The sequence below is a fragment of the Streptomyces sp. NBC_00016 genome (assembly GCF_045040885.1).
In the GTDB taxonomy this organism is placed as follows: Bacteria; Actinomycetota; Actinomycetes; order Streptomycetales; family Streptomycetaceae; genus Streptomyces; species Streptomyces coriariae.
Window position 1 is genome coordinate 6,376,563 of the sequence record NZ_CP108304.1, and the last position, 12,308, is coordinate 6,388,870.

10 protein-coding genes are annotated in these 12,308 nt (G+C 71.5%); 5 read left to right on the plus strand and 5 right to left on the minus strand.

Features of this window, described 5'->3' with window-relative positions; all coding sequences use genetic code 11:
- The first annotated feature begins 129 nt into the window (after positions 1–129).
- Together OG933_RS28290 and OG933_RS28295 are read left to right on the plus strand one after the other, a co-directional pair.
- The gene (locus tag OG933_RS28290) at positions 130–672 is read left to right on the plus strand and encodes a sigma-70 family RNA polymerase sigma factor (RefSeq protein WP_199875647.1); all 543 of its coding nucleotides are present in this window, start codon (positions 130–132) and stop codon (positions 670–672) included.
- A 1-nt stretch (position 673) separates the two neighbouring features.
- Positions 674–1,642: a hypothetical protein gene (locus OG933_RS28295; protein WP_405629432.1), complete on the plus strand. Its 969-nt coding sequence runs from the start codon at positions 674–676 to the stop codon at positions 1,640–1,642.
- Positions 1,643–1,741: 99 nt separating this feature from the next.
- On the opposite strand, the gene OG933_RS28300 is transcribed toward OG933_RS28295, so the two are convergent.
- Together OG933_RS28300 and OG933_RS28305 are read right to left on the minus strand one after the other, a co-directional pair.
- Positions 1,742–5,056, minus strand: a complete 3,315-nt coding sequence (locus OG933_RS28300; RefSeq protein WP_405629434.1) for a S8 family serine peptidase — start codon at positions 5,054–5,056, stop codon at positions 1,742–1,744.
- 253 nt (positions 5,057–5,309) lie between these two features.
- Positions 5,310–5,849 (minus strand): CGNR zinc finger domain-containing protein, encoded by a 540-nt coding sequence (locus tag OG933_RS28305; protein WP_362525264.1) that lies wholly within the window; start codon positions 5,847–5,849, stop codon positions 5,310–5,312.
- A 149-nt stretch (positions 5,850–5,998) separates the two neighbouring features.
- On the opposite strand from OG933_RS28305, the gene OG933_RS28310 reads away from it, so the two are divergent.
- Both OG933_RS28310 and OG933_RS28315 read left to right on the plus strand, forming a co-directional pair.
- On the plus strand, positions 5,999–6,919 hold the full coding sequence (locus OG933_RS28310) for a pyridoxamine 5'-phosphate oxidase family protein (protein WP_405629438.1): 921 nt from the start codon (positions 5,999–6,001) through the stop codon (positions 6,917–6,919).
- Between the two features lie 9 nt (positions 6,920–6,928).
- Positions 6,929–7,405, plus strand: a complete 477-nt coding sequence (locus OG933_RS28315; protein ID WP_362525262.1) for an NUDIX hydrolase — start codon at positions 6,929–6,931, stop codon at positions 7,403–7,405.
- A 31-nt stretch (positions 7,406–7,436) separates the two neighbouring features.
- Here OG933_RS28315 and OG933_RS28320 read toward each other — a convergent pair whose 3' ends face one another.
- Positions 7,437–7,859 (minus strand): hypothetical protein, encoded by a 423-nt coding sequence (locus OG933_RS28320; protein ID WP_405629441.1) that lies wholly within the window; start codon positions 7,857–7,859, stop codon positions 7,437–7,439.
- A gap of 71 nt (positions 7,860–7,930) precedes the next feature.
- On the opposite strand from OG933_RS28320, the gene OG933_RS28325 reads away from it, so the two are divergent.
- The gene (locus OG933_RS28325; protein WP_405629443.1) at positions 7,931–8,338 is read left to right on the plus strand and encodes a MerR family transcriptional regulator; all 408 of its coding nucleotides are present in this window, start codon (positions 7,931–7,933) and stop codon (positions 8,336–8,338) included.
- Between the two features lie 66 nt (positions 8,339–8,404).
- On the opposite strand, the gene OG933_RS28330 is transcribed toward OG933_RS28325, so the two are convergent.
- Together OG933_RS28330 and pepN are read right to left on the minus strand one after the other, a co-directional pair.
- Positions 8,405–9,472 (minus strand): hypothetical protein, encoded by a 1,068-nt coding sequence (locus OG933_RS28330; protein WP_362525253.1) that lies wholly within the window; start codon positions 9,470–9,472, stop codon positions 8,405–8,407.
- Positions 9,473–9,701: 229 nt separating this feature from the next.
- Positions 9,702–12,272 (minus strand): aminopeptidase N, encoded by a 2,571-nt coding sequence (pepN, locus tag OG933_RS28335; protein ID WP_362525250.1) that lies wholly within the window; start codon positions 12,270–12,272, stop codon positions 9,702–9,704.
- Positions 12,273–12,308 lie beyond the last annotated feature (36 nt).

A 12,308-nucleotide genomic window follows, 5' to 3' on the forward strand; every position in this document is an offset into this window, starting at 1 on the left:
ATTCTTTGCCCACCATGCCCGAGGACTGGGACACCCGCCGGTGTGACGTACGCCTCCCGAGGATTTCCCACGGTGACGCCGAACGTTTTCGCGCGCCACGGCGTCGTAGAGGAAACGCGGTAGAGAGGGGTGGCTGTGCTGCGCAGAAAGGCCCGGCGCGCCCAGGGGGACGGGGCCGGACAGGGCGACGATCCGCTGGACGCGGCGCAGGAACGCCGGGTGCGGGCGGTGCTCGCGCTGGGCGGGGTGCCGCAGGCGGACCTGCCGGACGGGGTACAGCAGGTCCGCCTGCGGCTCCTGGAGCGCGCGGCGAAGGGGTACGAGACGCCGCGCGACGTCTCCGCGTGGGCGGCCGTCGTCGCCTCCAACCTCGCGATGGACTGGCACCGCGCCAAGCGCCGCCAGGAACGGCTGGGGGAGCGGCTGGCCTCGCTGCGCCAGCACGAGCACCCGTCCGGCGAGGACACCAGCGTGCTCTCCCTCGCCGTCGCGCAGGGGCTGGACGACCTGCCCGACGCCCAGCGCCAGGTCGTCGTCCTGCGTTTCTACGCCGACCTGCCGGTGCGCTCGATCGCCGTGGAACTGGGCGTCCCGGAGGGCACGGTCAAGAGCCGCCTGCACACGGCGGTCCGGGCCCTGCGCGCCCGCCTGCACGAAGACGAGGTGGTGTGACGTGACCGCCCTGCCCGAACGACCCGGACGACCCGAACAACCCGGACGACCCGGACACGGATACGAACCGCACGACGACAACCATGACGAAGGCCACGACGAGACCCGCGACGAAGGCCGCGACGAAGGCCGCGACGAAGGCCGCGACGAAGGCCGCGACGAGGGCCGCGACCCGTACGAGGGCCAGGACGGGCAGGAGGGTGAGGACGGTATGGACGCGTTGATGGCCGCCGTCCTCGGCGTGCCCCTCTCCGGCCTCTCCGAGGAAGCCCGCGCCGACTCCGCCTACCTGGCCGCCCACCGTTCGGCGACCGCCGACGTGGCGCTCCTGCGCGAGCAGCTCGCCGTCCTCGCGGACGTCCTGACGGAGCCGGTGCGCGAGCCGGTGCGCGAGCCGGTGCGCGAGCCGGCGCGGGTCGCGGAGACCGCCCCGGTACGGCAGCTTCGCCCACCGCGCCGGGTCCGTCCCCTCGCCCTGCGGCTGGCCGGTGTGGCCGCCGCCGGTGCGCTGGTCCTCGGGGGCGGATGGGTGGTCGTCCAGATCGGCCAGGGGGTGGCCAACGTCGAGTCGGACAAGAGCGCCGACAGCGCGGCCGGGTCCGACGAGAAGGCCGACGCGTCGGCGGGCGGCGGCGCGAGCCTCCTCGGCGACCCCGGCTATCTGGCCTGCGCCCGGCTCGTCGTCGAGGGGGACGTCACCGCCGTCGACCAGGTGGCGGGCACCACCCGGGAGCGGGTCACGCTGCACGTCACCCACGCCTACCGGCCGGCCGGGAGCGGGCCCGAGGTCGACTTCGTGATGGAGGCGGACATGGACCCGCTGCTGCGGGAGGGCGACCACGTCCTGGTCGCCCTGTCGAAGGGGTCCACCACCCCCGACGTCTGGGCGGTCGGCGAGTCCGACATCGTCCCCGAACGAGAGGCGCTCGCCCGGGCCCTGCCCGAGGCGGCGGGCGTCACCTGCGAATAGGCGGGACGCGCCGTGGCACGGCGAAGGGCGGGCGCCCCGGTGGACGCCCGCCCCTGTTCGACCGCTGTCGGTCGATCGCTCAACCGGTGGTGCTACCGGTTACGGAGTGACCTTCTCGATGGCCACGTTGCCGATGCCCGCGACGGTGCCCCGCGCGTTCACCAGCTGGACCTGGCCGAAGAAGGCCCGGCCCTCGGGCGCGGCGGCCGCGGCGGTGACGGTCGCGGAGACCGACGCCGAGGCACCCGTGCCGAGCTTGACCGGCGTCGACTCGTCGACGTCGACGGTGCCGAGCGTGGACGAGAAGAACACGTCCAGGTAGTCGTACGCCGTCGTGCCGGCCGGGACCGAGTAGCCCGCGACCTCGATGGTGTACGTGCCGGCGGCGGGCGACGGGATGGAGACCGCCTCCTCCGAGTCACCGTCGGCCTGCTGGGCGACCTGGTTGCCGGCCGCGTCGTAGACCGTCAGGTCCAGGTCGGCGGAGGCGTCGGAGACGTTGCCGATCGAGACGTCCAGCGACTTGGCGCCGGCCGGGACCTCGACCGTGGTGGTCTCGGTCGCGCCGTTCGCGATGGTCGGGCGGGCCGCCTTGGAGGAGCCGAGCGGGCCGCCGGCCAGCTTGCCGTCGATGGCGGCGAAGTTGTTCTTGACCTTCCAGGAGACGGGGGCCGGGGTGCCGACCTTCGCCTCGGGCACGGTCACGGTCGCCGGGTCGAAGGCCGCGCCGTAGACGGTGGCGTCCAGCTTGTACGGGTTGTCGAGCAGCGGCGAGGTGCGGCGCGACTCGACCTCGATCTCCCAGACCCCGGGCTGCGGGTTCTGGTACGAACGGGCGTCGGGCTTGCAGCCGTTGCCGTCGAGGTAGTTGTTGTAGCAGTAGATCGTGGAGCTGTCCTCGACCGCGACACCGTACGGGTGGATCGAGATGAACCGGGTCTGGCTCTTGTCCTTCAGCCCGCTGATCGCGACCTCCAGCGACTGCGCGCCCTCGGGCACGGTCAGGAAGTAGGACTGCGAGCTGTTGCGCTGCACGGTGTTCGACTTGTGGAACGTGTAGTTCACCGGGGTCGAGACGACGACCGTGTTGAGGATCTGCTTGTCGAGGCCCTCGGTCTTCGGGTCGTCGACCTCGAGGATCGCGCTGGCGATGCCCGCGGCCTTCGGCTGCGCCTGGACCTTGACGGTGACCGGCTTGTTCAGCGACAGCTTCACCTCGTCCGAGCCGAGGATCCTGAAGGTGCCGGCCGCGTTGTTCTCGAGGTGCAGCTCGTGGCGGATCGCCTTGTCGGCGCCGGACGTACGGGTGATGGTGACGTCGTACGTCTTCTTCTGACCGGCCTTCAGGCCGCCCTCGCGGTCGTAGATGCCGGTGCCGAAGCCCGGCGTCTTCAGCGCGAAGTCGAGCGCGGTGTCGACCGGCGCCTTGACGGTGTAGTCGTGGGCGGTGGCGCCCTTCCTGATGGACTTCCAGGCGTCCACGATGTTGATGGCGCCCGCGCCCTCCTCGTACGCCTGAAGACCCTTGATGTGGTCGGCGGTGGAGGTCAGTGCCGTGCGCAGGATCGCCGGGGTGAGCGCGACCTTCTGCTGCTTGGCGGCCGAGATCAGCAGCGCCGAGGCGCCCGCGGCCTGCGGGGAGGCCATCGAGGTGCCCTGGAGCATGGAGTAGCCGGCCGGCAGCGGGTAGCCCGCCTCGGCGACCGGGGCACCCTCGAGCCAGGTCTGCGTGGTGTTGATCGCGGCGCCCGGGGCGACGAGCGTCGGCGTGAAGCCGCCGTCCTCACGCGGGCCGCGCGAGGAGAAGGGCAGCAGCGCGTACTTCTTCGTCACCTGCGAGCCGTAGTTGGCGGCCCAGGTCTCCTTGGAGATGGCCGCGCCGACCGAGATCACCTTGTCGGCCAGACCGGGGTCGCCGATGGTGTTGGCGCCGGGGCCCTCGTTGCCGGCCGAGATGACCAGCTGGACGCCGTAGGTGTCGATGAGGCGCGTGTACAGCTCGGCGCGCGCGTTGTTGCCGTCGTTCAGACCCGGCAGACCGCCGATCGACATGTTGACGATGTCGACACCGCGGTTGGCGACCAGGTCGATCATGCCCTCGGTGAGGGCGACGTTGGTGCAGCCCGGGCCGAAGACGCAGGCACGGGAGGAGACGATCTTCGCGCCGGGCGCGGCGCCGTTCATCTTGCCGCCGAACAGTCCGTTCGCGGCGGTGATGCCGGCGACGTGCGTGCCGTGCTCGCTGGCGATGAGACCGATGTTGGCGAAGTCGGCCTTCTTGCCGACCCAGTCGCCGCCGTACGGGTCCATCGGCACGTCCTTGCGGATCTGCACGACGAACGGCTGCCGCTCGGCGACGTCGGTCGCCGGGTTGTCGGTGCCGAAGTACCCGATCTGGTAGCCGTCCTTGTACGGCTTCATCGCGGTGTCGTCGGTGAAGTCGCCGTTGTTGTTCACGTCGACGGTGACCGTGCCGGCGGCCGCGTCGTACAGGACGCCCCACACGTCGGTGGTGTCGCCGTCGCGGTTGACGTCGCCCTTGGCGTCGCCGCCCGCGGTGGCGGACTCCCGGAAGAGGTTGACCTGGTAGGAACCGGCCTTCGCCGTCCAGGTCCGGCCGCCGAAGGTGAAGCTGGGCCCGGACACGGAGGTCGTCATCGCGCGCCAGGAGGCGTCGCTGTCGATGATCGGGTCGGTCGCCGTCACCCAGTCGACGATCTTGCGCTCGCCGGTGGTGGTCTTCTGGAGCGCGGGGTGCGCCAGGTCCACACCGGAGTCGAGGATGCCGATCGTGACGCCGCGGCCGTCCGCCTTCGGGTTCTTCTTCACGAAGTCGACGGCGCCCGTCTCGAAGGACGGGTTGTACGGGTTCTCGGCGGGGGTCTTCTTGTTCGGCGCGGCGTAGGTCTTCGTCGTCGCGGCGGAGCCGGCGCCCTTCGCGGTGTCCGCGCTCGGCGTCGGGTCGTCGAGGGCGATGTCCTGCCGCAGGTCGATGGCGTGCACCGAGGACAGCTTGACCGCGGCGGCGATGGCCGAGTCGGCCTTGCCCGTCGGGACGGTGGCGCGGACGTAGCCGACCTTGTCGTAGGACTGGCCCACGGAGCCGCCCTTGACCGCGTCCAGCTCCTTGGCGACCTGCTCGGTCTGGCCGGGGGCGGTCGCGACCATCAGCGTGACGTTCTTGTCGCCGGCGGCCTTGGCCTCGGCGAGGAGGTCGGCGTCGTCGGAGCCGAGCTTGTCGTGGGCGGACTTCGCGCCCGGGTCGGCCGAGGCCGGGGCCTGGCCGGAGTCGGCCGAGAAGGCCATGGGTATCGGACCGGCCGCGGACAGCGCAGCCACCAGGCCCGCGGCCACGGCTATCCGGGCCACACGTCTTGCGCCCGATATCGGTTCACGCTGGGGGGTGAGGGTCATCGGCATCCCTTGTAGGTAAAGGAACGAGCACCACGTGACCAGGCCGTTCCTTCCTGATCACGGTCGTCCGGAATGCGGTCCCGGATGACCGCAAAGCTTTACCTAAGGGGCAGCTGTTTGGGGAGAGTTGACCGAATCGATATGGATGTATGGGGAAAACCCTCTACGAGCCCCCTGTGCGAGGGCTGTCCGCCGATTGTGCGGATCGCGGCCGGGCGGTTCGGCGGGCGGTTCGGCCTGCGGGTCGGCCGGTTCAGGCGTCCTTGGCGCGGGCGTAGTGCCGGGAGGCCTTCGCGCGGTTGCCGCAGGCCGCCATGGAGCACCAGCGGCGGGTGCCGTTGCGTGAGGTGTCGAAGAAGTGCAGCACGCAGGCCTCGTGCGCACAGCGGCGGATCCGGTCGGGGGCGGTGGAGAGCAACTCCAGGTAGTTCCGGGCGGCCAGCCAGCCGGGCCCCCAGGTGTCGTCCCTGAACTCGGCCCGCTCGCCGGGCCCTTCGGCGGTGAGGGTGGGCCGGATCCGCCCGTGTCCGAGCACGGTGTCGACGCCGACGGTGTCCGCCGGGCCGTCCACCGCGGCCTCGATCGCGTCACGCGCCCGGAGGGTGTGCCGCAGCGTCGCCGCGTCGGCCGTGAATCGCCCGTCCAGTCCGTTCGCGGCGAGCCACACGGCGAGCCCTTCCGGGTCCCGCAGCAGATCCTCTACGGCGCCCTCCCGCACCCACCGTGTGTTGAGCAGGTCGAGCGCGAGGGGCTCGCCGGTGAGGGGGCGGGGGTCGGGGGCGGTGGCGGACATGGGGGCTCCTTCCGTGCTAACCGCTCAAGGGTATGTGACCGGTTGACATGGGCGACTCTAACCTTTAACTTGAGTATAAGAGGTTACTTCTTGTGGACTGCTCGTGCACTGCCCGAGGGTCCGCCGGGGCCGAGGAGGTCGAGCGACTCATGGGCGTCTACCACTCCGGCTCGCGGGCGGTTCAGGACCGCGTCGGGGTCCGTGACCTCGCCGATCACCTGGGCCGGGCGATCGGCGAGGGCATCAGGCCGGTCGTCGCCACCTTCCTGGAGCTCCAGCCGCTGCTGGTGCTGGGCGCCGCCGACCCGGTCGACGGCCGGGTCTGGGCGTCGGCGGTCACGGGCGCCCCCGGCTTCGTCCGGGCCACCGGACCCCGCCGGATCTCGGTCGCCACCGGCACCTCCGGGGCGTCGAGCGGTGCGGGCGGGCCCTCGCCGGCCGACCCCCTCGTGACGGCACTGGCCACCCCCGGGACCCCGGTGGGCACCATCGTCCTCGATCCGCGCACCCGTCGCCGTATGCGGCTGAACGGCCGGCTGCTGCCCACCCCGCGCGGCTTCGCCGTCGAGACCGACCGGGTGTTCGCCAACTGCCCCAAATACATCCAGCGCAGGGAGACCTACGAGACGGTCGACCGCGCGCCCGGCAGCCCGCTCCGCGGCACCGAACTGAGCGGTGAGCAGCGGGACTTCCTCGCCGCCGCCGACACCTTCTTCCTCGCCACCCTCCATCCCGACGGAGCCGGCGCCGAACTCAGCCACCGCGGCGGCAACCCCGGCTTCGTGCACGTGACTTCACCGCGCACGCTCACCTGGCGCGACCACCCCGGCAACTCCATGTTCCTCACTCTGGGCAACCTCGCCAGGGACCCCCGCGCCGGCCTGCTGTTCCTCGACTGGACGACGGGCCGCACCCTCCAGCTCACGGGCGAGGCCCGTACCCGGTTCGCCCCCGACGGCGAGCGTACGGTCCGCTTCACCGTCACGGAGGCGGTCGACACCCCTGCCGCGCTGCCGCTGCGCTGGTCCGCGCCGGAATACTCCCCTGCGAACCCGGACCCGACCGGCTAACGTCCCCCCATGCGCAAGAAGTTGAGGGTGGCGGCCTATGCCGTCTGCGTCCGTGACGGACAGCTCCTGCTCGCCCGCTCGCCGGCCGCCGACGGCACCCCCGAGTGGGTGCTGCCCGGCGGTGGCATGGAGCACGGCGAAGACCCCCTCGACACCGTCGTGCGCGAACTCGACGAGGAGACCGGCTACCGGGTCGAGGTGACCGGCCTGCTCGGCATCGACTCCTCCCACCGCACCTTCCGCCGTGGGGGACTGCGCGGCTCCGTGGACCACCACGGCGTGCGGGTCGTCTACGAGGGCCGGGTCGTCGGCGGCGAACTGCGCAACGAGGTGAACGGCTCCACCGACCTGGCCGCCTGGCACGACCTGGACGCGGTCCCCGCCCTCACCCGGGTCGGGCTGGTCGACCTCGCGCTGCGGCTGTGGCACGAACGGCCGGTGGACGGACGGGCGTTCGCGCCCCCGCCGGCCGGCCCCGGAGCATGAGCCGAACCCCGTGCGCGATACCCCGTGAACGTCACCTCTTCCGCAGCCACGGCACCAACTGCGCCACGCCCCAGGCAGCCTCCACGCCGAGGAACGGCCACAGCACTCCCGGGGCGCCCTGGGCCAGCGCGTACGCCATCCACGCCGTGAACAGGGCGCGGGCGACGCCGTCGAGCAGTCCGTGCACCGCCAGGGGTGCGGCCAGACGCAGAACGGCCCAGACGATCACGACCGACCCCATCAGGTTCGCGAACAGCGTCTGGATCGGGTCGGTCTGCGGGAACGTGCCCAGCTCCCACGCCCGGCTCCACGACGACAGCACGTCATGGACCAGGGCGTACGTCCACGGCGTCGCGAAGCCGGCCGTGACGACGAGGTCGTACCAGGCGCTCGCGCGGACGACACGGAGATAGGAAGGGCCGTCGGGATCGAGGAGAGGTGCGGAAGTGGTCATGCGGCCGACGCTAAACACTGGACTACGCTCCAAGGTCAAGCGCCGGACCGCTACCCGACGGAGGCTCCCGCATGAGAATCGGAGAGCTGGCTGCCCGCACCGGCACCACCCGGGACACCATCCGCTTCTACGAGAAGGTCGGTCTCGTCGAGGGCCGCCGACTGCCCAACGGATACCGCGACTTCGCGCCGGAGACGGTGGAGTGGCTGGCCTACGTCCGTACCGCGCAGACCCTGGGGTTCACCCTCGCGGAGATCGCCCGGCACGGCGAGGAACTGCGCGAGGCCCCCGACTCCGCGGACGCCCTCTCCGCCCTCTTCGAGCAGAAGATCCAGATCGTCGACGCCCGCATGGCCGAGCTCGCCACCCTCCGTGCCGAACTCGCCGACCGCGTCGGCACCGGCTGTCCGCTGCGCGCGGCGGGACGGCATGACGCCCCGCCTCATGACGCCCCTCCTCACGACGGCATCACGGCATGAGGAGGGGCCGTCGGGGCACACCCGTCGGCCCCTCCTCTCCCCTCCTGGGACCGCCCCGGTCCGTCCCTACCGGGGCAGCACCACGACATACGCGGCCGGGTCCCTGTCGCCCGACGCCATCAACGCCGTGCGGACCACCGCCGCCTGCTGTTCCATCGCGTCCCTCAGCTTCTTCGGCGTGATGTACACGACCGTGATGCCGAGCCGCTCCAGATGCTCGCGCTTGCGGGCGTACTCCGACCAGAGCGCGTCCTCGTCCTGCCGCGGTGCCCGGGTGTCCAGTTCGACCGCCACCGCCTGCTCCGGCCAGTACGCGTCCAGACCGCCCAGGTGGGGACCGCCCGGCAGGCGCAGGTCCACGTTCCACACCGGGTCGGGAAGGCCGTAGTCGCACACCATCGTGTACAGCCGGTCCTCCGCGAACGCGCGTCCCTCCGCGAGCAGCGAGTCCACCGCGTCCACCACGTGCGGGCGGCTCAGCAGCTTGGCGTTGTTCAACTCCCGTACCACCGCAGCCGGTTCGCAGTGGCCCCCGCGTACCGCCTCCGACAGCAGCCGCTGCACCACCGCCGCGTCCGTCAGCTGGGCCACCGCGTCGGCCAGCGCGCGGGGCACCGGCGCCACCGGAACTCCCGTGGCCTGCTCGGGAGCCGGCAGGGAGCCGGTACGGACGACGTGGGCGCAGCCCGTCGAGCGCAGCCGGCGCAGCCGCGGGACCAGGACGTCGATGTGCTCCAGGGACAGCAGCGGGGGAGCGGACGAGAGCCCGTGCAGGTTCAGGGCCGCCAGCCCGGTGATCATCGCCTCCTTGTACACCGGCCGGTGCGGATCGCCGGCGCCCGGCTGGGTCGGCACCGCGGGCGGCGGCGTCGCCGTGTCGCGGCCCGCGTACATCAGCACCGCGTGCAGCCGCTCCTCGCTGGTCGGCGGGCCCGGGTGGAGCAGGTACACGCCGGGGAGGAGCTGCTGCCAGGGGCCGCCGGGACCGCACTGCTCGTTCGCCTCGGCCACGGCGACGCCCTGCGTGCGGAGCTGGCCCGCCGTCGTGACGCGGCGCTGTACGTCCGAGAGGTGGCGGACGGGGCGGGGGGACGCCGAGGGAACCTGGGGGAGCGGGGTGTTGTGGTGGTTCATGCAACGGGGATTCCGCGTCCGGCCGGTCTCTTAACCCCTGTTACACGGCCGTCGACAAATCCGGACAAGCTCGTCCTAAAGGACGGGTGTTCGGATGCCGATGAGGCGCCGAAAACCCCTGGTCCGGAATGGGGGAGCCAGGGGTTACGGGTCGGAATACCTGAATTCCGTAACGGTGACCGTCAGCGGAATTCATGGCCAAAGCTCAAGGCCGGAGCGCTCGGTCGGTTCAGGCCCCCGCGCCGCCCGCCTGCGCCCGCAGCGACCGCGCCAGGTCGTCGCGCGCCTCCAGTACCAGCCGACGCAGCGCCGGGGCCGCCGACTCGTGCGCCGCGAGCCACGCGTCGGTCGCCTCCAGCGTCCGGGGGGAGTCCTGGAGCGACGGGAACAGACCCTTGACGACGGTCATCGCGATCTGGATCGACCGCTCGGCCCAGATCCGCTCGATCGACGCGAAGTACTTCTCCGCGTACGGCACGAGCAGCTCCCGCTGCGAGGGCTGCGCGAATCCCGCGATCGTCGCCTCCACCAGCGCGTTGGACAGCGAGTCCGACTCCACCAGCTGGGCCCACGCCTGCGCCTTGACCGCCTGCGACGGGCGGGCCGCGAGACAGCGGACCTGATGCCGCTTGCCGGACGCCGTGTCGTCCCGGGCCAGTTCGGCCGCCAGCGCCTTCTCGTCGGCGTACCCGTGCGCGACCAGCGGCTCCACGAACACCCAGCGCAGCTCCTGGTCCACCTCCAGGCCGTCGATCGTCGCCGTGCCGTCCAGCAGCCCCCGGAGCAGCTCGAAGTCGGAGTCGGAGGACGCCACCGTCGCGAAGAAGCGCGCCCAGGCCAACTGGTGCTCGCTGCCCGGCGCGGCCGCCCGCAGATTCCGCAGCGCGGTGCCGGCCAGCAGCTCCTCGCCCGTCCGCCGCCAGGACCGCGGCGCGTAGTGGACCAGCGCCGAGTCCGCCCACGCGTGCAGCATCTGGAGGACGCCGATGTCGGACTCGTGGTGCCCGAACCGCACCACCAGGTCCACGAAGTCGGGCGCGGGCAGCAGCGCGTCCCGGGTCAGGTTCCACAGCGCCGACCAGCACAGGGCACGGGCCAGCGGGTCGGTCATCGAACCGAGGTGCTCGCGCAGCGTGGCCAGCGAGGTCTCGTCGAAGCGCACTTTGCAGTACGTCAGGTCGTCGTCGTTGACCAGCACCAGCTCCGGGGCCTCGGCACCCGCCAGCTCCGTCACGACCGTCCGCGGACCGTCGACGTCCGTCTCGGCGCGCGCGTACCGCACGAGACGTCCGTCCTCGCGGCGGTACAGGCCGATCGCCACCCGGTGCGGCCGCAGTTCGGGGTACGCCTCGGCGGCCTCCTGGACCACCGCCAGCTCGTCGATCCGGCCCTGCGGGTCCAGCAGCACCTGCGGGGTCAGCGAGTTCACGCCCGCCGTCTGGAGCCAGGACCGCGCCCAGCCGCCCATGTCCCGGCCGCTGGTCTCGGCGAGCACCGACAGCAGATCACCGAGGCGCGTGTTGCCGTACGCGTGCCGCTTGAAATAGCGCCGCGCGCCCTCGAGGAACGCGTCCTGGCCGACGTACGCCACCAGTTGCTTCAGGACGGAGGCGCCCTTGGCGTAGGTGATGCCGTCGAAGTTCAGCTTCGCGTCCTGCAGGTCGCGGATGTCGGCGGTGATCGGGTGGGTGGAGGGCAGTTGGTCGGCGCGGTAGGCCCACGCCTTGCGGCGGTTGGCGAAGGTGATCCAGGCGTCGGTGAAGCGGGTCGCGCCGACGTTCGCGAACGTGCCCATGAAGTCGGCGAAGGACTCCTTCAGCCACAGGTCGTCCCACCACACCATGGTGACCAGGTCGCCGAACCACATGTGCGCCATCTCGTGCAGGATGACGTTCGCCCGCGCCTCGTACGACGCCTGCGTCACCTTGCCCCGGAAGATGTACTCCTCGCGGAAGGTCACCAGACCCGGGTTCTCCATCGCGCCGAGGTTGTACTCGGGCACGAACGCCTGGTCGTACTTGCCGAACGGGTACGGGTAGTCGAAGTGGTCGTGGAAGAAGTCCAGGCCCTGCTTGGTGACGAGGAAGACGTCCGCGGAGTCGAAGTGGGGCGCCAGACCCTTGCGGCACATCGCGCCGAGGGGGATCTCCAGCGTCGTACCGTCACCCAGGTCGCGCGTGTACGTGTCCGTCACATAGTGGTACGGGCCGGCCACGACACAGGTGATGTACGTCGAGATCGGCTTCGTCTCCGCGAAGCGCCACACCCCGTCGGTGCGCTCGCCGACGCCGTTGCTCCACACCACCCACTCCTCGGGCGCCCGTACCTCGAAGCGGAACGGGGCCTTGAGGTCGGGCTGCTCGAAGCCCGCGAAGACCCGGCGGGCGTCGGCCGGCTCGTACTGGGTGTACAGGTACACCTCGCCGTCCTCCGGGTCGACGAAGCGGTGCAGGCCTTCGCCGGTGCGGGAGTAGGCGCACTGGGCGTCGACGATCAGCTCGTTCTCCGCGGCCAGGTCCTCCAGCAGGATCCGGGCGCCGTCGAAGACCTCGCCGGGGTCGAGGTCACGGCCGTTGAGGGAGACGGACGTCACACTCGGCGCGATCAGGTCCACGAAGCTCGACGCGCCGGGCTCGCTGCTGCGGAAGCGGATCGTGGTGACCGACCGGAAGGTGCGAGGCTCGTCCCCGGTCCGGTCGCCGACCGCCGACCGGATGTCGAGGGACACGTCGTACCCGTCGACGGACAGCAGGGCGGCCCGCTCCCGGGCCTCGTCGCGGGACAGGTTCTCACCGGGCACGGCGGTACTCCCTCAGTGCTTCAGCACGGGCTTTCG

Coding starts and splice junctions, on each gene's coding strand:
- OG933_RS28320 (WP_405629441.1), bottom strand. CDS start 7,859: ATGACCACTTCCGCACCTCTCCTCGATCCCGACGGCCCTTCCTATCTC.
- OG933_RS28330 (WP_362525253.1), bottom strand. CDS start 9,472: ATGAACCACCACAACACCCCGCTCCCCCAGGTTCCCTCGGCGTCCCCC.
- OG933_RS28305 (WP_362525264.1), bottom strand. CDS start 5,849: ATGTCCGCCACCGCCCCCGACCCCCGCCCCCTCACCGGCGAGCCCCTC.
- OG933_RS28300 (WP_405629434.1), bottom strand. CDS start 5,056: ATGACCCTCACCCCCCAGCGTGAACCGATATCGGGCGCAAGACGTGTG.
- OG933_RS28315 (WP_362525262.1), top strand. CDS start 6,929: ATGCGCAAGAAGTTGAGGGTGGCGGCCTATGCCGTCTGCGTCCGTGAC.
- OG933_RS28310 (WP_405629438.1), top strand. CDS start 5,999: ATGGGCGTCTACCACTCCGGCTCGCGGGCGGTTCAGGACCGCGTCGGG.
- OG933_RS28325 (WP_405629443.1), top strand. CDS start 7,931: ATGAGAATCGGAGAGCTGGCTGCCCGCACCGGCACCACCCGGGACACC.